General features: G+C 39.0%; 22 protein-coding genes. All 22 read left to right on the plus strand.

What is annotated here, in order from left to right:
* The first annotated feature begins 2 nt into the window (after window positions 1–2).
* The 22 genes from Epro_RS01375 to Epro_RS07130 all read left to right on the plus strand — a co-directional run bounded on the left by Epro_RS01375 (window position 3) and on the right by Epro_RS07130 (window position 19,544).
* Window positions 3–818: an OmpA family protein gene (locus Epro_RS01375; RefSeq protein WP_052569875.1), complete on the plus strand. Its 816-nt coding sequence runs from the start codon at window positions 3–5 to the stop codon at window positions 816–818.
* 312 nt (window positions 819–1,130) lie between these two features.
* Window positions 1,131–1,919 (plus strand): 30S ribosomal protein S2, encoded by a 789-nt coding sequence (rpsB, locus tag Epro_RS01380; RefSeq protein WP_052569877.1) that lies wholly within the window; start codon window positions 1,131–1,133, stop codon window positions 1,917–1,919.
* On the plus strand, window positions 1,919–2,515 hold the full coding sequence (gene tsf, locus Epro_RS01385; RefSeq protein WP_052569879.1) for a translation elongation factor Ts: 597 nt from the start codon (window positions 1,919–1,921) through the stop codon (window positions 2,513–2,515). Before rpsB ends, tsf begins: the two co-directional genes overlap by 1 nt.
* A gap of 80 nt (window positions 2,516–2,595) precedes the next feature.
* On the plus strand, window positions 2,596–3,300 hold the full coding sequence (pyrH, locus tag Epro_RS01390) for a UMP kinase (protein WP_052569881.1): 705 nt from the start codon (window positions 2,596–2,598) through the stop codon (window positions 3,298–3,300).
* 29 nt (window positions 3,301–3,329) lie between these two features.
* Window positions 3,330–3,890, plus strand: coding sequence for a ribosome recycling factor (gene frr / locus Epro_RS01395; RefSeq protein WP_052569882.1), 561 nt, complete (start codon window positions 3,330–3,332; stop codon window positions 3,888–3,890).
* A 50-nt stretch (window positions 3,891–3,940) separates the two neighbouring features.
* Entirely contained in the window at window positions 3,941–4,114 is a 174-nt protein-coding gene (locus Epro_RS01400; protein WP_052569884.1) for an indolepyruvate ferredoxin oxidoreductase subunit alpha, read from the plus strand.
* Between the two features lie 41 nt (window positions 4,115–4,155).
* Window positions 4,156–4,836 carry an isoprenyl transferase gene (locus Epro_RS01405; protein ID WP_082121536.1) on the plus strand — a complete coding sequence of 227 codons (681 nt, stop codon included), beginning with the start codon at window positions 4,156–4,158 and terminating at the stop codon, window positions 4,834–4,836.
* A 148-nt stretch (window positions 4,837–4,984) separates the two neighbouring features.
* On the plus strand, window positions 4,985–5,776 hold the full coding sequence (locus Epro_RS01410) for a phosphatidate cytidylyltransferase (RefSeq protein WP_052569887.1): 792 nt from the start codon (window positions 4,985–4,987) through the stop codon (window positions 5,774–5,776).
* A 26-nt stretch (window positions 5,777–5,802) separates the two neighbouring features.
* Window positions 5,803–6,969: a 1-deoxy-D-xylulose-5-phosphate reductoisomerase gene (locus Epro_RS01415; RefSeq protein ID WP_052569892.1), complete on the plus strand. Its 1,167-nt coding sequence runs from the start codon at window positions 5,803–5,805 to the stop codon at window positions 6,967–6,969.
* On the plus strand, window positions 6,966–8,003 hold the full coding sequence (locus tag Epro_RS01420; protein WP_052569894.1) for a M50 family metallopeptidase: 1,038 nt from the start codon (window positions 6,966–6,968) through the stop codon (window positions 8,001–8,003). Before Epro_RS01415 ends, Epro_RS01420 begins: the two co-directional genes overlap by 4 nt.
* Window positions 8,004–8,035: 32 nt before the next feature.
* Window positions 8,036–9,124, plus strand: coding sequence for a flavodoxin-dependent (E)-4-hydroxy-3-methylbut-2-enyl-diphosphate synthase (gene ispG / locus Epro_RS01425; RefSeq protein ID WP_052569896.1), 1,089 nt, complete (start codon window positions 8,036–8,038; stop codon window positions 9,122–9,124).
* A 49-nt stretch (window positions 9,125–9,173) separates the two neighbouring features.
* Window positions 9,174–9,635: a transcription elongation factor GreA gene (gene greA, locus Epro_RS01430; protein WP_052569900.1), complete on the plus strand. Its 462-nt coding sequence runs from the start codon at window positions 9,174–9,176 to the stop codon at window positions 9,633–9,635.
* Between the two features lie 273 nt (window positions 9,636–9,908).
* Window positions 9,909–11,618, plus strand: coding sequence for a proline--tRNA ligase (locus Epro_RS01435; RefSeq protein ID WP_052569902.1), 1,710 nt, complete (start codon window positions 9,909–9,911; stop codon window positions 11,616–11,618).
* A gap of 3 nt (window positions 11,619–11,621) precedes the next feature.
* Window positions 11,622–13,037 carry an NCS2 family permease gene (locus tag Epro_RS01440; RefSeq protein WP_052569903.1) on the plus strand — a complete coding sequence of 472 codons (1,416 nt, stop codon included), beginning with the start codon at window positions 11,622–11,624 and terminating at the stop codon, window positions 13,035–13,037.
* Complete coding sequence (locus Epro_RS01445; RefSeq protein WP_052569905.1) at window positions 13,038–14,387, plus strand: dihydrolipoyl dehydrogenase family protein; 1,350 nt, start codon at window positions 13,038–13,040, stop codon at window positions 14,385–14,387.
* A gap of 8 nt (window positions 14,388–14,395) precedes the next feature.
* Entirely contained in the window at window positions 14,396–15,460 is a 1,065-nt protein-coding gene (gene gcvT, locus Epro_RS01450; protein ID WP_052569906.1) for a glycine cleavage system aminomethyltransferase GcvT, read from the plus strand.
* Window positions 15,461–15,476: 16 nt separating this feature from the next.
* Window positions 15,477–16,172 carry a type II and III secretion system protein family protein gene (locus tag Epro_RS01455; protein ID WP_052569907.1) on the plus strand — a complete coding sequence of 232 codons (696 nt, stop codon included), beginning with the start codon at window positions 15,477–15,479 and terminating at the stop codon, window positions 16,170–16,172.
* On the plus strand, window positions 16,169–16,363 hold the full coding sequence (locus tag Epro_RS01460) for a hypothetical protein (protein WP_052569909.1): 195 nt from the start codon (window positions 16,169–16,171) through the stop codon (window positions 16,361–16,363). Before Epro_RS01455 ends, Epro_RS01460 begins: the two co-directional genes overlap by 4 nt.
* Window positions 16,360–17,013 carry a hypothetical protein gene (locus tag Epro_RS01465; RefSeq protein WP_144412021.1) on the plus strand — a complete coding sequence of 218 codons (654 nt, stop codon included), beginning with the start codon at window positions 16,360–16,362 and terminating at the stop codon, window positions 17,011–17,013. Before Epro_RS01460 ends, Epro_RS01465 begins: the two co-directional genes overlap by 4 nt.
* Complete coding sequence (locus Epro_RS01470; RefSeq protein ID WP_052569914.1) at window positions 17,006–18,109, plus strand: hypothetical protein; 1,104 nt, start codon at window positions 17,006–17,008, stop codon at window positions 18,107–18,109. Before Epro_RS01465 ends, Epro_RS01470 begins: the two co-directional genes overlap by 8 nt.
* 45 nt (window positions 18,110–18,154) lie before the next feature.
* On the plus strand, window positions 18,155–19,021 hold the full coding sequence (gene rfbA / locus Epro_RS01475) for a glucose-1-phosphate thymidylyltransferase RfbA (protein WP_052569916.1): 867 nt from the start codon (window positions 18,155–18,157) through the stop codon (window positions 19,019–19,021).
* 136 nt (window positions 19,022–19,157) lie between these two features.
* Window positions 19,158–19,544, plus strand: a complete 387-nt coding sequence (locus Epro_RS07130) for a hypothetical protein (RefSeq protein ID WP_162488593.1) — start codon at window positions 19,158–19,160, stop codon at window positions 19,542–19,544.
* The last annotated feature ends 25 nt before the right edge of the window (window positions 19,545–19,569 follow it).

Here is a 19,569-nt window from a genome sequence, read left to right on the forward strand (position 1 = left end):
TTATGACAAACGGAAAATTCGCAAGAAAAATTGTTTTAAGTCTGTGTCTTATATCTTTGTTTTGCTTGGGGAAATTGGAGTCGCAAGAACTGAACGTTATTGCAGACGAGCATGTAAAAACGGTATGGAAATTAGCCATAACATCGGGGCAAGCGCAAATAGATAAGGAACTGCAAGAGGAACACGAAATAAATCCGGGCGACAGTTTTGATGTAATAGCTTTTTCCGGACGAATATTTATGTTCAAAAACAAAGAGGTATTAAAGGAATTTGAGCAGAGATTTGCAAACGCCGGAGTAAATTTGCAAGACGAGCATAAACGTAAAATAGAAATATCGTCAAGTCTTACGGTAAGCACGCAAGACTTAAAAGAGTTAGCGTTAAACAATAAAGAGCACGCGGTAGTTTTAATAGAGTTTTACAACAAAGCCTTTGAGTTTGAGAAAGTAAAAGATTATAAGATGGATTTAAGAATACCGGCATTTCCGTTAGAAATAGCGCCGTCGTACTTTAGAACAAACAAATATAATTTGTCGGAAAAAGACAAGAAAGCCATAAAAGATTTCGCAGAAGGTTTGAAAACCAGAGAGTATAATACAATAAGAATAGAAGGACACACGGACGCAACGGGCAACGACAGAATAAACATTCCGTTAGCTAAAAACAGAGCCAAAGCGGTTTACAGCGAGCTGATAAAAAACGGCGTGCCAAAAGAGAAACTGACATATAAAGGCTATTCGTCATGGCGCCCTGTAGCCACAAACAAAACAAAAGCCGGAAGAGCAATGAACCGCAGAGCCGAAGTTTTTGTTGAGTAGTTTTAAATTTCCTTTAGTTGTTGCCGCTATCAATAGGACTATGAACGGAAAGTTTTTATCGCGCTAAAAATTCCCGCGTGTTTTAGGTCAGGGGGCGTTCCCCTGGCCTAAATTTGTTTCTGTTATTCGTTGAAAAATAGAAAAATTTTTGATATAATTTTCGCAGTCTTAAGGCTGTTAACAGCCTATAAATCACGCAGGCGGATTTGCCGGAGGTCCCTAACGAATGAGGGTTTCGGAGATAGAAGCTTGCGGGTGTCCCTTCAATCGGAGAAACCGAAAGGGTAAAAAACCAAGGAGAGTAGCAAAGAAATGGCAAACATTACCATGAAAGCTTTACTGGAAGCCGGAGTTCACTTCGGACACCAGACAAGAAGATGGAACCCGAAAATGGCGAAATATATTTTCGGCACAAGAAACAAAATTCACATCATTGACCTTCAGAAAACCCTCAAAGAACTCAAGAAAAATTATAAAGTTGTCCGTGATTACGTTGCGGAAGGCAGAGAAATAATATTTGTAGGAACAAAAAAACAGGCGCAGCAGCCTATTAAAGAAGAAGCGCAGCGCTGCGGAGCTTTTTTCGTTTCCGAAAGATGGCTCGGCGGAACCCTCACAAATTTTGAAACCCTAAAAAAATCCATAGCAAGATACAGAGAAATAGAAAAAATGAAAGAAGAAGGCGTTTTCAAACTTCTTTCTAAAAAAGAACAGTCTCAAATTGAAAAAGAGAGAATTAAACTTAACAAATCTTTGGAAGGTCTTAGAGACATGGTGAAACTTCCGGGGTTAATGTTTATTATAGATCCGCACGAAGAATCTACAGCGGTTTCGGAAGCAAGAAAACTTAATATTCCAATAGTTGCGGTTTGCGACACTAACTGCGACCCTGATGTAATTGACCACGTTATTCCCGGAAACGATGACGCTATAAGAGCCGTAAAACTTTTCTGCTCTATAGTTGCCGACGCAGTTTTGGAAGGTAAGGGCGTAACCGAGAAAAAAGAAGAAGGCGAAGACGGTGCGGCGGCTCCTGCCGCTCAAGCAGTATCTTCCGACGCAGTTCAGTCTGAAACAAAAACCGAAGGAGAAGCGAAATAATGTCACTTGAACTTATAACAAAATTAAGAGAAATGACCGGCGCCGGCATAGGCGATTGTAATAAAGCTTTAAAAGAAACAAGCAACGATTTAGACAAAGCATGTCAGTGGCTTAGAGAAAAAGGCATGGCGTCAGCGATTAAAAGAGCTGGGAAAAGCGCAAAGCAGGGCGTTGTTTATTCATACATTCACGGCAACGGCGTTCTCGGCGTTTTGGTTGAAGTAAACTGCGAAACAGACTTTGTTGCAAAAACCGACGATTTCCAATCTTTGGCAAAAGAAGTTGCAATGCAGATTGCGGCAATGTCTCCTTTATACGTTAACAGAGACGCTGTTCCCGCGGAAATTTTGGAAGCTGAAAAATCGGTTTACAAAGCGCAGCTTAAAGAAGAAGGAAAACCGGAAAAAGTTTGGGATAAAATTATTGAAGGTAAAATTGAAAAATTTTACGGCACAATTTGCTTATACGACCAGCTTTACATGAAAGACACAACCGGCAAAGTAACAATAAAAGATTTGGTTAACGAAAAAATCGGCAAGATCGGCGAGAATATAGTAATTAAGAGATTTGCAAGATTTAAACTCGGCGAAGAATAGCGTTTGGAAGTTGGGATGTTGGGAAGATGGGAAGTTGAGCAACGACAAAACAGCATAACGACATAAAAAAGGCAAATACAATGGCAATAAAGAGAGTTTTGCTTAAACTTTCCGGAGAATCTTTGTCTTACGACAAAGTTTCAATAAGCGTTGAGGCGCTCAAAAGAACTGTTTCCGAAATTAAGACTGTTGCAGGCAAAAATATTCAGCTTGCAGTAGTTATTGGAGCGGGAAATATTTGGCGCGGCTGCGGCAAATTTATTGAAAGAGTTACCGCGGATAAAATGGGTATGCTTGCGACCGTTATGAACTCTTTAGCATTAAGCGACGCTCTCAAAAAAGCAGGTTTAAAAACCAAAGTATTTTCTGCCTCGGGCGTAACCGGTTTTGCAGAAATCTTTAACAGAGACAAAGCTATAAACGCTTTAAATAAAGGTTATACGGTTGTATTTGCCGGCGGAACGGGCAATCCGTTTTTTACTACCGACACCACCGCGGCTTTAAGAGCTGCTGAAATCGGCGCGGATATTTTGCTGAAAGCTACGCAGGTTGACGGCGTTTACAGCGCAGACCCTAAAAAAGATAAAAATGCCGTCCGATATAATTCATTAACTTTTCAGGAAGCGTTAGATAAAAAATTAAAAATTATGGATCAAGAAGCTTTTTCGCTGTGCAGAGAATCTAACATATCCATATCCGTTTTTGATTTTTATAAAAACGGAAACCTGAAAAAAATTTTAAGCGGTAAAAAAATAGGAACGGTTATAACGGCAGGCGGCAAGTAAGCGGCAGACAGTAAAAGGAGAGCCTTTGTATGCAACTTCAAAATTTGTTTTCCGCGTCTGAAAACGCGATGCAAAAAACTATAGAAAAAGTAAAACACGAACTTGCTTCTGTGCGCACCGGAAGAGCAAGCAGCTCAATAGTAGAAGGTATCAAGGTTGAAAGTTACGGTTCACTTTTGCCTATTAACCAAGTTGCCGGCGTAAGCGTTCCCGACGCAAAAACTATAGAAATAAGACCTTGGGACATATCCCAGCTTGGCGCAATAGAAAAAGCCATAATAAAAGCGGATATCGGCATTACTCCGGTTAACGACGGTAAAGTTGTCCGCATTTCAGTGCCGCCTCTTACGGAAGAAAGAAGAAAAGAAATTGCTAAATCAATAGGCAAAACCGCGGAAGAATACAGGGTTGCAGTCCGAAACGAAAGAAGAATTTTAGTTGACGGCATAAAAAAAGCCGAAAAAGATAAAGTTATCACCGAAGACGACAGAAAAAAAGATGAAGCCGAAGCTCAAAAACTTACCGACGGCTACATCAAAAAAATAGACGAACTGATTGCGCAGAAAGAAAAAGAAATAATGCAAATTTAAAACGGCAATTTCTAAAGTTTAAATTTTGCCGTTAAAAACGGGGGCTTAAAATGGCTTACAAAATTGATGCTGATACTTGCGTAGGGTGCGGAGCTTGCGAAGGAACTTGTCCGGCTACTGCTATTTCTCCTAACGACGGAAAATATGTTATAGACCCGGCTGTTTGCGTAGATTGCGGAGCATGTGAAGGTTCTTGCCCGGTAAGCGCTATTTCTAAAGCGTAAATTAAAGGTTTAATAATTTGGGCAAAATAAATAATTCTAAGATGTCGGTTCCGTTGCATGTTGCAATAATTATGGACGGAAACGGCAGATGGGCTAAGCGCAGAGCCTTACCCAGAGTTTTTGGTCATAAGCAGGGGGTCAAAACCGTTAAAAATATTGTCAAAGCGGCGGACGCGCTTGGCATAAAGGTTTTGACCCTGTATGCTTTTTCAACCGAAAATTGGAAAAGACCGCAAAAAGAAATAGGCGCTCTTTTTTCTTTGCTTAAACAATTTATAAAAATAGATTTTAAAGAGTTTGCCGACGCAGGCATTCGTTTAAGAATTTTGGGAGATTTAAAAAAGTTTCCTAAAGATTTACAAAAAGAAATTATTGAAGTCGTTAAAACTACGTCGCGAAATAAAGGTTTGCAGTTAAACATAGCTTTAAATTACGGCGCAAGACAAGAGCTTGCGCGCGCTTTTAATTTGGCAATTAAAAAAGGCGTTAAGAAAGTTTCGGATAAAATAATATCGTCGTTTCTTTATACTGCGGGACAGCCCGACCCTGATTTGCTTATAAGAACTTCCGGCGAGCAGCGAATTTCAAATTTTTTGCTTTGGCAAATAGCTTACAGCGAAATTTACGTTACAAAAAAACTTTGGCCTGATTTTTCAGACAAAGATTTAAAAGAAGCCATAAAAGAGTATCAAAAAAGAGAAAGAAGATTCGGCGGAATTTAAAACGGCAAAGAATAGGTAATAAGCAAAAGATAACAAGTTTTGTCGTCATTGCAAGCCGGCAAAGTCGGCGCAGCAATCAAGAGTAGGAGTTGTTGCTCAGCTGCTCAACTTTACAGCTTCTCAACTTCTAAAATATCGGAGATATTTTATGTTATTAAAAAGAATACTTACAGCCGTCGTCGGAATTCCTATAATTTTTACTTGTATTTATTTCGGCGGGCTGCTGTTTTTTATATTGATGTTTGCGGTAAGTTTTTTCTGCGTGCTTGAATATTTAACGATATTAAAAAAATATAATCCTCATAAAATTTTGTCGCTTATAATGGGCGCGTTATTTTTTGCATTTTTGTGCTACGGGCAGTACGGCGATAAAGTTGCAATTTCGGCTTTATGCATGCTTCTAATTTTATTTGCGCTGGAAGTTTTTAAAGGTAAAGTTAACATGTGCCTTACAAGAATTTCCGTTTCTTTTTTAGGCGCGTTTTTTCTTCCGCTTTCCCTTGCATACATGTTTTATTTAAGAGAATTATATTACGGTTTGGAATTAATATTTGCAATTTTTGTAACCGTTTGGATTTTAGATACCGCTGCTTTTGCCGCAGGGAAAAATTTCGGCAAACATAAACTTTCTAAAAACGTCAGTCCCAAGAAAACCGTGGAAGGCGCAATTGCCGGAGTAGTTTTTGGAATTATAACTTTTACTGCGTGCAGATATATTTTTATGTCTTATTACTTAACCGTTTCGCAGGCGGTTGTTTTGGGCGCGGTTATTTCTGTTGTCGGTCAGTTTTCGGATCTTGCGGAATCGCTCATTAAAAGAGACGGCAAAATAAAAGATTCAGGAAAAACCATTCCGGGTCACGGCGGGTTTTTGGACAGATTTGATTCGTATATTTTCATAGCTCCTGCCGTTTATTATTGTTTATACTTTTTCAAATAAATTAAACTTTGCGCTTAACTTCTAAAATGAAAAAAATAATTGTTTTAGGCTCAAGCGGGTCAATAGGCACTCAAACTCTTGATATAGCTGCTAATATGAAAGACTCTATTTCTATAGCGGGACTTTCCGTACACTCAAATATAGAACTTTTGAAAAAGCAGATAATAAAATTTAAACCAACAGCCGTGTGCGTAGGCGAACTTTTCGGCGCGCAAAAGCTTCAGGCGTGGCTTAAAGAAAAAAACTTAAAAACAAAAGTTTTCTTTGGGCATGAAGGGCTTAATAAACTTGTCGCGATTTACGAAGCGGATACTGTCGTTGTTGCAATTGTCGGCGCTGCGGGGCTTGACTGCACAATTAAGGCAATTAAGGCAAAAAAAAATATTGCCGTTGCAAATAAAGAAACTTTAGTTGTTGCCGGGCGTGAAATAATGAAACTTGCGGTAAAGAATAAAGTTTCGGTTTTGCCAGTGGACAGCGAGCATTCCGCTATTTTTCAGTGTTTAAACTGCGGTAAAAAATCCGAAGTAAAAAGAATTTTGCTTACGGCTTCCGGCGGCCCGTTTTACAAATACAACAAAGATTTTTCAAAAATTACCGTTGAAGACGCTCTTGCCCACCCCACATGGAAAATGGGTAAAAAAATCACTATAGACAGCGCCACTCTTATGAATAAAGGTCTTGAAGCTATTGAAGCGTCTGTTCTTTTTGATGTGCCTATAGATAAAATAGAAATAGTTATACATCCTCAATCTATAGTTCATTCAATGGTAGAGTTTGCCGACGGTTCCGTTATAGCGCAGCTTTCAAACCCCGATATGAGGCTTCCTATTCAGTATGCGTTAACTTATCCCGACAGAAAAAAAACAGAAGTTAAAGCTTTAGATCTTGCGCAGACGGGAAAACTTGAATTCTTGAAACCAAATTTTAAAAAATTCCCTTGTTTAAATATTGCCTACAAAGCTGCAAAAAAAGGATTAACGTATCCCGCCGCTTTAAACGGCGCAAATGAAGAAGCCGTCGCCGCATTTTTAGATAAAAAAATAAAATTCACAGATATTGCAAAAATAGTAGAAAAAACCGTTAACGCCCACAAGCCTGCAAAAAAAGTAAGTATTGACGCATGTATAGCCGCAAACGCATGGGCAAGAGTTTATTCAAGAAATTTGATACATAAAGGAAAAAATAAATGATTATAGCGTTACAAATTTTAGCGGTTGTTTTTGGATTAGGGCTTTTAATTTTTATTCATGAATTGGGACATTTTGCGGCTGCAAGATTTTTTAAAGTAAAAGTGTTAACTTTTGCTTTCGGCTTTGGTCCGGATATAATAAAATATAAATACAAAGGGACAAAATATGCCGTTAAAGCCATACCTCTCGGCGGATTTGTTTCTATGGCGGGAGACAATCCCGATGAGGCTACGGGCGCGGCGGGCGAATATCTGTCTCTTGCGTGGTATAAAAAAATAATTATATCTTTTACCGGCCCTTTTTCAAATTATTTATTGGCGGCAGTTTTATTTGTTTTCATATTTAATGTTTGGGGAATGATTCGTCCCGTAAACATTCCAAAAATAGCGGAATTGGCGGAAAGTTATCCTGCGCAAAAAGCGGGACTGTTGCCGGGAGATGTAATAAAATCAATTGACGGCGCCAGTATAAAAACTTGGAACGAATTGTCTGAAAATATAAAAAAAAGAGCCGATAAAAAAACTTCATTTGTGGTTTTAAGAGGCACTTCCACTTTCAGAACCACGCTTACGGTAAATTCAAACGGACTTATCGGAATTTCTCCGGAGTATGTTGCCGTTAAAATCGGATTTAAAAAGTCATTAAAGCAAGGGCTGAAAGCTCCCGTTGCATATACGCTAAACACGGTTTCTTACTTGTACGGCGCGGCAAAAAATAAAGTTAAACCGGAACTTTCAGGGCCGATAGGCGTTATGAAAGTTATGGCAAGCGCGGCAAAGTCAGGGCTTCAGGACTATCTGTTTTTACTTGCGGTTATTTCCGTGGCATTAGGACTTTTTAACTTGTTTCCTATTCCGTTTGTTGACGGAGGAATGATAGTTTTATTTTTCGCGGAAGGTATAATAAGAAAAAAAATAAACACTAAAATTATTGCAATATATAATACAATAGGGCTTATAATTATCGCCGGAATTTTTATTTTTGCCACCTACAGCGATTTGGTAAGATTGGGCGTTGATAAACTTTTTAAATAGCGGAAAATGCTTTGCCGGTTGATAAATAAAATATGAAATTTTATAAAAGAAGCCAGACCAGAAAAATAAATGTCGGAAAAGTTGCAATAGGCGGCGGCGCTCCCGTAAGCGTGCAGTCTATGACAAATACCGATACGCGCGATTGGAAATCTACGGTTCGCCAGATAAAAAATCTTGAAGAAGCTGGCTGTGAAATTATAAGAGTTTCTTTGCCGGATATGGAATCCGCGCAAGTTGTAAGTAAAATTAAAAAAAATATAAAAATTCCTTTGGTGGCGGACATTCATTTTGATTACCGCATAGCTCTTGAAGCAATTAAGCAGGGCGTTGATAAATTAAGAATTAATCCGGGCAACATCGGCGCTAAAGACAGAGTTGAAGCTGTTGTTAAAGAAGCAAAAAAAGCGCATATACCTATAAGAATAGGCGTTAACGCGGGCTCATTAAAATCCGTTCATAATTTCCATGACAATATTTCGCGGGCTAAAGAACTTGTTAAAGCCGCAATGGAACACGTCAATATTTTAGAAAAACTTAAATTTTACGATATTGCCGTTTCGCTTAAAGCGTCTAATATTGCTACGACAGTTGAAGCGTATAAACTTTTTGCGTCAAAAAGAAATTATCCGCTGCACTTGGGAGTTACGGAAGCAGGTTCAATTTTTTCAGGAACCATAAAATCTTCCGCAGGTCTTGGCATAATGCTCAATGAAGGCATTGGCGATACGGTAAGAGTTTCGCTTACCGCCGACCCTGTTGAAGAAGTAAAAGTTGCCTATAGTCTTTTGCAGTCTTTAGAACTGCGAAGCGCGGGGATAGAAATAATTTCGTGCCCGACTTGTTCTCGCACTCAAGTAGATTTAATAAAAATAGTAGCGGAAGTAGAAAACGCTGCCGCTAAAATGAAAGAACTTAAAAAGTTAAAGAAACCCGTTAAGGTTGCGTTAATGGGCTGCATAGTAAACGGGCCGGGAGAAGCCAAAGATGCGGATTTTGGAATTGCCGGCGGAAAAAACGAAGGAATAGTTTTTGAAAACGGTAAAATTATAAAACGAGTCAAACCGAATATGTGGGTTGCCGCTTTGCTGCAAATGCTTAAGAAGAAAATATCAGAGAAATAAAATTTCGGGGAAATAAAATTTCAGGGAAATAAGATTTCGGGGAAATAAAATGGCTATATATTTGACAAAAGCGGGAAAAGAAAAATTGTGGGCAGAGCTTGACGCTTTGCAGAAAAGAAAACCTCTTGTTCAGGAAGAAATTGCCAGAGCCAGAGAGCACGGCGATTTGAAAGAAAACGCAGAATATCACGCGGCAAAAGAAACTCTTACAAATATTATGCGCAGAATTGAAGAGCTTGATACAAAAATTAACAGCGCAAAAATTCTTGAAGATTTGGATATTGAACCGGATAAAGTTTTTATCGGCGTAACCGTAAATTTGCAAGATGAAGACGGCGACGATTATGAATATATGATTGTTGACCTTGAAGAAGCAAACCCGGCCGAAAATAAAATTTCAGTTCAATCGCCTCTTGTTCAGGGACTATTGGGTCATAAAACCGGCGAAACGGTTGAAGTAGAGCTTCCGGCAAGGAAAGCAAAATTTAAAATTTTAAAAATAACAAGATAAAAAAGATAAAGTGAAAAGTGGAAAGTGAAAAGTGAAATTAACGGCAAAGACAACAACATATTTTAGATTTAAGCCTTAAGTGTTTACGTATGGCATGTCTGTCATTATGAACTCGTTTCAGAATCTGATATCTATGCCGTTTCCGTTAATTTCACTTTTCACTTTAAAAAATGTAATGCATACATCTAATATTTAGCAAACGTGGATCCCGGATTAAGACATTCCGGGATGACACTTCGTGTCACTTTTCACTTTGTCGTTAAAGAGGATATTATGTTTTATTCAAAATTGTATGCGCCTACGCTTCGTGAAGCTCCTTCCGATGCGGATATAATTTCCGCAAAACTTATGATACGTTCGGGCATGATACGCAAAGTTGCTTCGGGACTTTACGAATTTTTACCTTTAGGTCTGCGCGCTTTAAGGAAAGTTGAAAACATAATTCGTCGGGAAATGAATGCGGCGGGCGGTCAGGAAGTGGTTTTGCCGTTAATTTTTCCGAAAGAACTTTGGATTGAAACCGGCAGGTGGAACGTTTACGGTAAAGAGCTTTTCCGTCTTAAAGACAGAAAAGACGCGGAGTTTTGTTTGGCGCCTACCGCCGAAGAAGGCATAACGGATTTGGTGAGAAAAGACGTAAAATCTTACAAGCAGCTTCCCGTTATGTTTTATCAGTTCGGCACAAAATTCAGAGATGAAATACGCCCGAGATTCGGCATAATGCGCGCCCGAGAATTTTTAATGAAAGACGCATATTCTTTTCACGCTGACGACGCGGATTTAGAAAAATATTATAAAACAATGTTTGACGCTTACACTAATATATGCTCGCGCTGCGGATTTAAATTCCGCGCCGTTGAAGCTGCAAGCGGAGCCATCGGCGGATCTTTTTCTCACGAATTTATGGTTCTTGCGGAAGCCGGCGAAGAAGAAATTGCGCATTGCGAATGCGGCTACGGGGCTAATACCGAAAAAGCCGAATGTTTGGAAATAAAATATCCTAAAGAAACGGAAAATGCCGCGGCTGAAGTTTACACTCCGTCAATAGGTTCTGTTGAAGAAGTTTCAAAATTTTTGAAAATTTCCGCGGAAAAATTTATAAAAACGCTTATATATGTTTCAGACGGTCAGCCTGCGGCGGTTTTAGTAAGGGGAGATTTTGAAGTTAACGAAATTAAACTTCAAAGCCTGCTTGGCAGCATTGAACTTTCTCTTGCCGACGATAAAACCATAGAAGAAGCTACCGGAGCGCCGTGCGGCTTTGCAGGACCTGTAAACTTAAAGAAAAAAATTAAAGTGATAGCGGATTTGTCGGTTATAAATTTACAAAATGCCGTGGTCGGCGCAAATAAAAAAGATTATCATCTCAAAGACGTTAACGTTAACAGAGATTTTAAATACGATATTGCCGCCGATGTGCGAAAAATTATAAAAGGCGACGCTTGTCCTAAATGTAAAACAGGGAAAATAGATTTTGCTCGCGGAATAGAGATAGGTCATTGCTTTAAACTCGGAACAAAATATTCCAAGTCTATGAACGCTACTTATCTTGATACAAACGGCAAAGAAAATCTTATGGTTATGGGCTGTTACGGCATAGGCGTTACAAGAATTCTCGCCGCAACAATAGAACAATCTCACGACGACAACGGAATAATCTGGCCGGATAATATCGCGCCTTTTGAAGTTATTATAGTTCCCGTAAATTTTGCGGACGCTAAAACAAAAGAGGCAACCGAGAAAATCTACAAAGAGCTTTCATCAAAAGGCATTGACGTGTTAATAGACGACAGAGACGAACGCGCCGGCATAAAATTTAAAGACGCCGATTTAATAGGGATACCTTACAGAATAACCATAGGCGAAAAAAATCTTGCAAACGGCAACGTAGAATTTAAAGCCAGAAAAAATTCCAAAGAAGCCGTTGAACTTCTTAAGCCTCAAGAAGCCGTAAATAAAATAATCTCAATTTATAAGAGGTAGCAAATGAAAGATTTTTTTAAGCTGAAGGATAACAAAACTAATTTTTTTACCGAGCTTCTTGCGGGTGTTACTACTTTTTTTACGATGGCTTATATTATTTTTGTTAACCCTGCTATTTTATCGCTGAATGCCGGCATGGGCTGGCAGGCGGTTTTTGTGGCTACTGTTTTAGCGTGCGTCGCCGGGACTTTAATAATGGCTCTCTACGCAAACGTTCCTTTTGCTCTTGCTCCGGGCATGGGTTTAAACGCTTTCTTTACTTATACGCTGTGCAAACAGTTCGGTCTTGCGTGGCAGGAAGCTCTCGGTATTGTTGTTATATGCGGCGTGGTAGTGGTTATTGTTACAGTTACAAAATTCAGAAAAGTTATAGTGGCGGCAATTCCGCCGTTTCTTAAAGATTCAATAACGTGCGCTATAGGTTTTTTTATAGCGTATCTTGGCTTTAAAAACGCGTCTTTCTTTACTTTTCTTTTTGACTCCGGAAGTTATTCCGTTTTAGAAAACGGCAGTGCAATTTCAAACAGTTCTGCGATGCCGGCGTTGGCTGTGTTTAACGACCCCGGAGTAATTTTAGGATTACTGGGAATTATCATTATGATTATTCTTGCGGCGCGCCAAATAAAAGGCGGACTTTTTATAGGCATAGTTGTAATTACCGTTTTAGGAATACCTCTTGGCGTTGTAGATATATCAAAAATAAAATTATTAGATTTTCATGCCATCGCGTCGGTAAAAGACGTTGCTTTTGCGGCTTTCGGCAATCAGGGGTTTGAATCGCTATTTTCAGATTTTAATAAAATTATTCTTACAATTACAGCGTCGCTGGCTTTGTTTTTGTCTATAACTTTTGACGCCATAGGCACGTTTATAGGCGCCGGAAGAGTAAGCGGAATTTTTGACGAGAAAGACGCAAAAAATATGTCGCAAAAAGGCGTTAAGTCTAAGTTTGAAAAAGCTTTGTTTGCAGACGGAATAGCCTCTTGCGTAGGAGGGTTCCTCGGAACTTCCAGCGTTACAACTTACGTTGAAAGCACTGCGGGAATATCCGTAGGAGGAAGAACGGGTCTTACGGGCGTTGTTGTTGCGGTATTATTTTTGTTGTGTTTGCCTTTTGCCGGAATTGTTTCAATTGTTCCCGCGCAAGCTACGGCCCCCGTTCTTATAATAGTAGGCGTTATGATGATGTCTTCAATTACAAAAATAAAATGGACAAATTTTCAGGAAGCGGTTCCGGCATTTTTTACAATAAGCATTATGGCGTTTGCTTTTAATATCAGCTACGGAATAGCGGCAGGTTTTATACTTTACTGCATAATAAAACTTGTAACGGGAAAAGTAAAAGAAATTCACCCTGTGTTGGCGGCTGTTGCCGTTTTATTTTTAATAAACTTTGCGATTATTGCTTTAAGAGGCTAAATGAGCTTTACGAAATACGATGTTGCGGTTATCGGTTCCGGTCCCGGAGGTTTTTCTGCGGCAGTGCGCGCGGCGCAGTTAGGCGCAAAAGTTGCGCTTATTGAAAAATCTTTAATCGGCGGAACATGTTTAAACTGCGGCTGTATGCCGACGAAATTTTTGTGGCAGTCTTTGAATGCAAAACAAAAAATCCGCAAGGCGGACGCATACGGTTTTAAAGCAAATTTAGAGGTCTTTAATTTTTCGGATATTATCGCTAAAAAAGATAAAACTATAGCTAACTTGCGCAAAGGTATGGAGTTGATACTGTCTTCATATGGCATTGATATTATAAAAGGCAGCGCAACGTTTAAATCTAAAGATGCGTTAGAAGTTTTGGATGAAAATAATAAAACGGACGAAGTCCGAGCGGAAAAAATTATCATTGCCTCCGGAAGTAAGCCTGCCGTAATAAAAGGTTTTGCTTTTGACGGCAAAAAAATTATAAGTTCTACGGATGTTTTAAACCTTAAAGAATTGCCGAAAACTATTTTAATTGTAGGCGGCGGCGCTATAGGCGTTGAAATGGCTGCAATTTTTGCCGGTTTTGGAAGTCAGGTAACAATTGCGGAATATGCAGCGTGCCTTATGCCAAGCGAAGATTCGGAAATATCCGCTGAAATAAATAAAAATTTGCAAAGAGCAGGCGTTGAAGTTTTAACTGCGTGCACGGACGCTTTAAACAATATTGATAAATATGAGAAAGTTTTAATTGTAACGGGCAGAGCGCCAAACGACAGTTTAGAAATAGAAAATGCAGGAATCAAAACAGATAAAAAAGGTTTTATTAAAACCGATAGTTATTGTAAAACAAATGTTGATAATATTTATGCTGTCGGCGATATAGCCGGAAAAAACCTTTTAGCATACACGGCTCAAAGCGAAGGCGAAGTTGCAGCCGAAAATGCAGTTAAGGGAAGCTTATTGGAAAACAGCTGTGTTGCTATCCCTCAAGTTGTGTTTTCTGCGCCTCCTGCGGCTTGCGTGAAAATAAAAGATTTTGAAAGTTACAAAAATATTGTTTACGGAAAAATTCCGTTTACTGCAAGCGGCAGAGCTTTTATTGAAAATGAAAGGACAGGCTTTGTAAAATGTGCGGTTGATGCGGACAGTAAAAAAACTTTAGCTTTTTGGATTGTCGGCGCGCATGCCGACGAGCTTATAAATACGGCGGCGCAAATTATAAAAAGCGGCAAGATTCCGTCAAGAGAAGATTTTTTTCATCCGTCTTTGAGCGAAAGTTTATACAACGCTTATGAAGACGCGTTTGGAAAAAGCACGGAAACGGCAAAAATATCAGGTAACAGGTAAAAGGTAATATGAAACGGACGGTTTTATTTGACGAGCATAAAAAGTTAAATGCGAAGTTTACTGAATTTTCCGGTTGGGAAATGCCGGTTCAATATTCTTCAATTATTGACGAACATAATGCGGTTAGAAATGCTTGCGGCGTTTTTGATACGTCGCACATGGGAACTTTTTTGGTTTCAGGCGGTGAGTGTGAAAAATTTTTAAATTATGTTACTTTGGGAAATATTTCAGGACTTCCTGAAAATAAAGCCCGCTACTCAATGATTTTAAATGAAGACGGCGGAATTAAAGACGATATAATAGTTTACAAAACCGGCGGCGGATACATGGTTGTTGTAAACGCCGGAAATTTAGATAAAGATTGGCAGTGGCTAAATGTTTATAAGCCCGGCGGCGTTGAACTAAAAAATATTTCGTCAGAAATTGCGCTGCTTGCAATACAAGGTCCTAAATCTTTAGAAATTTTGCAAGGCATTTGCGAAACCGATATTAAAAACATGAAATATTTTACGGTTTCAGATTTGAAATTAAAAAATATAAACGCGAAATTTTCACGCATAGCAAGAACCGGTTACACAGGCGAAGACGGTTTTGAAATTTTTATTTCGTCGCATCATGCGGCGCAGTTGTGGAATAAACTTATAGAACTTAATGTAAAACCTTGCGGGCTCGGCTGTCGCGACACTCTTCGTCTTGAAGCGTGCATGCCTTTGCACGGTCACGAGATAGACGAAAATATTAACCCCATAGAAGCCGGATTTCATAATACAATTAATTGGGATAATAATTTTATAGGGAAAGCCGCTTTAATAAAAATTAAAGATAACCCCAAAAGAAAATCTATAGCTTTTGAGTGTTTGTCGGCAATAGCAAGAAATGCAAATATAATATATGCCGGCGAAAAAAACGCAGGATATGTTACAAGCGGAACCTTTTCTCCTACGTTAAAAAAAGCCATAGGCATGGCTCTTGTAAACGCGTCGGCAAATACGGATAATTTAGAAGCGGAAATTCACTCTAACAGGAGGAAGATAAAAGAAGTAGCGAAACCTTTTTACAAACGTAAAAAATAATATAAGAGAGCGCAAAATGAAAAAATTTCTTGCACTCGCCATTTTATTTTTTTCAACTTTGGGATACTGCGAACAAATGGTAGAGATTTCCGTAGAGATTACGGAAATAAACGAAAACAAATCTTTAGAATTAGGCGTAAAATTTCCGGACGCAATAACTGCCGTTGAAACGTCTATACCTTCCATAATAGAATCCGGCGCTTGGCAACGAGTGACTGAATTCTCCGCAACTTTGAAAGCCCTTGAAGCAAACGGCGCAGCGAAAGTTTTATCAAAGCCGAAGCTTGTAACTAAATCCGGAACCACCGCCAAGTTTATGGTAGGCGGGGAATTTCCGGTAGTGGCAACGGCTATCGGCACATCTCAAATAGAGTGGAAAGAATACGGGATAATGATGTCTATAACTCCCGTTGTAAAAGACAATAAAATAGATATTAAACTTGAAACGGAGCTTTCAAGACTTGATTACAATGCTCCCGTGGCGGGTTATCCGTCGGTGGCAAAAAGGAAAGCGTCGTCTAACCTGCAGATTAAAGACGGCGAAACAATGGTTCTTGCAGGGCTTATTGAAACCACAAAAGGAAATACCGTTGAGGGCATACCTCTTTTGTGCGACATACCTATTTTGGGCGCTTTGTTTAGCTATACAAAACATTACGAAACAAAAACAAACGTTTTAATTTTTGTGACTACAAAAATAATACAGCAATGAATAATAAAGGACAAACTTTAACCGAATTTATGTTGGTTTTTGTCGTGCTGCTTATTGCCACGACGGGCGTTTTTGCTTTATATAAAAGTTTTTGGAAAACGCGTTACGACAAAACAGCCGCAAAATCCGGCGTTGCCGCTGCGGCGGTAAATGTTGTGTCCGACAATAAATATACTTCTTACGTAAAATGAAAAATAATAGCGGACAATCTATGATAGAAGCGCTTTTTACGGTTGTTTTTACAACCGTAATAATGTTTTGCTTTTTGCAGCTTTGCATTATGATTGTTGACGACATGACTGCAAACGAAGCCGCTTTTGTGGCAATGCGTTCGGCGGCGGTTACAAAAGGGACTGCAGGCGTTGCAAATAATGAAAAAGCAAAAGAAGCCAAAGAGAGAGTGGAAAACTATATGATGTTTTTTTATCCTCTTTCAAAAGCGGGAAAGAGCGGAGGTAATCCGTCAAAGTTTGTTTATTCGGATATAAATACCGTAAAGCCGTATTTTCAAAGCTCTGACAGAGATGAAGATGCCGGTGACGGAGATGAAGATGCTGACGACGGGGAAGACGAAACCGGAGAGTCTGTAAAAATATACGTAAATAAGGATTCCGGACACAACGCAAAAGATTATTCCGGACACCGCATTCGTTCTCACACAACAAAAATTTACTATTTTACAAGAATTATGTTCGGCTCTATCGTTGCAAAAACGGTGTCTGTAAAAGATCGTTTTTTCAGCGGTTCAAAAAGATATGCTTCTGCGCGCAGCAGAATGGTTCCGTCGCCGGACGCTGCGTATTATAATAAAGCTTACCCCGGAGCGCAAAATTTTGAATAATAATCGCGGACAAACTTTATATTATTTTTTAATATTTACAATGATTCTTGTAATAAGCTGGGCTATGATGCTAAACATTGCAAAACTTATCCGCGACAGAATGGTAATGCAAAATGAAGCTGACAGCATTGCGTTAAATATTGCCACGCATAAAGCGAGAACTTACAATTTTGTAGGAAGCATGAATTATCTTATAGGCGTTGTTTTATCTCTCGGAATGGAATCCCTTGGTATTCAATTTCCATCGTATTCCACAGATCATATCGGCGGATTTCCGGATGTAGCTATGGCATTAGGCAGAGAACACCCTCTTTCCGATTTCAAACATAATACTCTTGGCGGAAAAAAAGATAACACGGTAAGCGCTATCAAAAAAACCGTTGACGTTCTTTCAGGTCTGCAGGATATAGCTATAATATCTCATAAAGCGTATCATGCCGGCATAATGGCTGAAAATTTTTCAAACAAGTATAATATAGTAACTTCGCCGCTGCTTGCTAATATGGGCATAAAACGCAACAGTAAAGGCATAAAATATTATAAAACTTTAAATGCTTGCGCTTATATAAGTTCTACTTTGCATTTTCATACTGTTTTTGAATCTGAATATGATCAAAGCCAATATTCTTGGTTTGTTGAAGATGAAGATTTATATAAACAAAAAATAAAGGTTACGTTAAGAAAAAAACCTAATTCAAATAATACTCCGTTATTTGCAAGATTATTAAATATCAAATATCCTGAAATAATAGTTTATTCAGCGGCGGCTCCTTATAACACAAAAGGTTCTTTGTTCCCTAAAACAGAAACTACTTATACAGGTAATACTCTTGCTACTTCCGCGCTAAATGAAGCTGCATTTTTAGAACAGCTTACCCTGCTTAATATTGCAGGGTTAAGAAGTATAAAATTTTCAGCAATTCTTGGTCCTGAAGCGCCTATAATTGTTGCTGCCGCAGTTGCTTTTGTGGACGTGTGTATTGCCGCGAAAAGAATAATGAATGTTAAACAAGACAACCCCATAGACGCATACGACAACGCAAAAGCCGGAGGGTGGGGCGCGCATTTGGTGCCTTACGTTACCGAACGGGAATAAATTTGATAGAATATAGCGCAAACATCTTACATCATGAGGTTTCAAATGAAAACTAAAGGAATTATTTTAGCCGGCGGAAAAGCTACAAGACTTTACCCAATAACAAAAGCCGTAAGCAAGCAGCTTTTGCCTGTTTATAACAAGCCGTTAGTGTATTATCCTCTTTCTGTTTTAATGCTTTCGGGAATAAAAGATATTCTTATAATTTCAAATGCGCAAACGCTTATCAGCCTTAAAAAATTATTTTCCGACGGAAAAAAATACGGATTAAACATAGAATACGCTCTTCAGGAACAGCCCAACGGCATAGCTGAAGCGTTTTTAATAGGCGAAAAATTTATAGGTAAAGATAACGTAGCGCTTGTTTTGGGCGATAATATTTTTTACGGACACGGATTGTCCGACGTGTTACAAAAAGCGGCGCGTAAAAAAGACGGCGCAACCGTTTTCGGATATTATGTAAAAGATCCGCATCGTTACGGAATAGTGGAAATGGGTAAAGCGGGAAAAGCTCTTTCCATAGAAGAGAAACCGAAAAATCCTAAATCAAACTGGGCTGTTACGGGATTATATTTTTACGATAACGCCGTGGTAAAAATTGCAAAAAATATAAAACCTTCAAAACGCGGCGAACTTGAAATAACCGACGTTAACGCCGTATATCTTAAAAAAAGAAAATTAAATGTTGAAATGCTCGGCAGAGGTTACAGCTGGCTTGACGCAGGCACATACGAATCTCTTCTTGACTCATCGCTGTTTATAAAAACGCTTGAAGAAAGACAAGGCGTAATGATTTCTTCCATTGAGGAAATTGCATATAAAAAAGGATACATAACAAAACAGCAGCTGCTGAACCTTGCAAAAGAGCTTCCGTCGCAATATAGCGAATATCTCGTAAGAATTTCAAAATAATAACAGAGATATACGGCAGGAAGTTTGGAAGATAAGAAGGTAAGTAAGGCAGTAGCAATAGATTTCGGTTTTCATTGCAATGGCAAAACGGGTATTCAAATTTTTAATAAAATGTTGTATAATACCAATCAACAATATGAATTATAAAAGCGACGGCTACTATTTTTCTTCTAATATAATTTGCACAAACGTGTTTGTCTGCCTGCCGGCAGACAGACAGACAGACAGACAGACAGACAGACAGACAGACAGACAGACAGACAGACAGACAGACAGACAGACAGACAGACAGACAGACAGACAGACAGACAGACAGACAGACAGACAGACAGACAGACAGACAGACGGACAGACAGACAGACAGACAGACAGACAGACAGACAGACAGACAGACAGACAGACAGACAGACAGACAGACAGACAGACAGACAGACAGACAGATACTCTTCGCATATTAACGTTTGTTATAAAGAGCGAAGTAAACAATATATTTTATTTAAAACCTGCTTGGTTATTTAATTAACCGAGCGGGTTTTTTTCGTTTGAAA

The organism is Endomicrobium proavitum, assembly GCF_001027545.1.
Classification (GTDB): Bacteria; Elusimicrobiota; Endomicrobiia; order Endomicrobiales; family Endomicrobiaceae; genus Endomicrobium; species Endomicrobium proavitum.

Bases quoted from the DNA above. Each gene is read 5' to 3' on its own strand.
- Epro_RS01415 (WP_052569892.1), top strand. From the start codon at position 5,803: ATGAAAAAAATAATTGTTTTAGGCTCAAGCGGGTCAATAGGCACTCAA.
- Epro_RS01445 (WP_052569905.1), top strand. From the start codon at position 13,038: ATGAGCTTTACGAAATACGATGTTGCGGTTATCGGTTCCGGTCCCGGA.
- rpsB (WP_052569877.1), top strand. From the start codon at position 1,131: ATGGCAAACATTACCATGAAAGCTTTACTGGAAGCCGGAGTTCACTTC.
- Epro_RS01400 (WP_052569884.1), top strand. From the start codon at position 3,941: ATGGCTTACAAAATTGATGCTGATACTTGCGTAGGGTGCGGAGCTTGC.
- Epro_RS01375 (WP_052569875.1), top strand. From the start codon at position 3: ATGACAAACGGAAAATTCGCAAGAAAAATTGTTTTAAGTCTGTGTCTT.
- Epro_RS01455 (WP_052569907.1), top strand. From the start codon at position 15,477: ATGAAAAAATTTCTTGCACTCGCCATTTTATTTTTTTCAACTTTGGGA.
- Epro_RS01460 (WP_052569909.1), top strand. From the start codon at position 16,169: ATGAATAATAAAGGACAAACTTTAACCGAATTTATGTTGGTTTTTGTC.
- frr (WP_052569882.1), top strand. From the start codon at position 3,330: ATGCAACTTCAAAATTTGTTTTCCGCGTCTGAAAACGCGATGCAAAAA.
- greA (WP_052569900.1), top strand. From the start codon at position 9,174: ATGGCTATATATTTGACAAAAGCGGGAAAAGAAAAATTGTGGGCAGAG.
- Epro_RS01440 (WP_052569903.1), top strand. From the start codon at position 11,622: ATGAAAGATTTTTTTAAGCTGAAGGATAACAAAACTAATTTTTTTACC.
- rfbA (WP_052569916.1), top strand. From the start codon at position 18,155: ATGAAAACTAAAGGAATTATTTTAGCCGGCGGAAAAGCTACAAGACTT.
- Epro_RS01435 (WP_052569902.1), top strand. From the start codon at position 9,909: ATGTTTTATTCAAAATTGTATGCGCCTACGCTTCGTGAAGCTCCTTCC.
- Epro_RS01405 (WP_082121536.1), top strand. From the start codon at position 4,156: ATGTCGGTTCCGTTGCATGTTGCAATAATTATGGACGGAAACGGCAGA.
- gcvT (WP_052569906.1), top strand. From the start codon at position 14,396: ATGAAACGGACGGTTTTATTTGACGAGCATAAAAAGTTAAATGCGAAG.
- tsf (WP_052569879.1), top strand. From the start codon at position 1,919: ATGTCACTTGAACTTATAACAAAATTAAGAGAAATGACCGGCGCCGGC.
- Epro_RS01410 (WP_052569887.1), top strand. From the start codon at position 4,985: ATGTTATTAAAAAGAATACTTACAGCCGTCGTCGGAATTCCTATAATT.
- Epro_RS07130 (WP_162488593.1), top strand. From the start codon at position 19,158: ATGAATTATAAAAGCGACGGCTACTATTTTTCTTCTAATATAATTTGC.
- pyrH (WP_052569881.1), top strand. From the start codon at position 2,596: ATGGCAATAAAGAGAGTTTTGCTTAAACTTTCCGGAGAATCTTTGTCT.
- ispG (WP_052569896.1), top strand. From the start codon at position 8,036: ATGAAATTTTATAAAAGAAGCCAGACCAGAAAAATAAATGTCGGAAAA.
- Epro_RS01465 (WP_144412021.1), top strand. From the start codon at position 16,360: ATGAAAAATAATAGCGGACAATCTATGATAGAAGCGCTTTTTACGGTT.
- Epro_RS01420 (WP_052569894.1), top strand. From the start codon at position 6,966: ATGATTATAGCGTTACAAATTTTAGCGGTTGTTTTTGGATTAGGGCTT.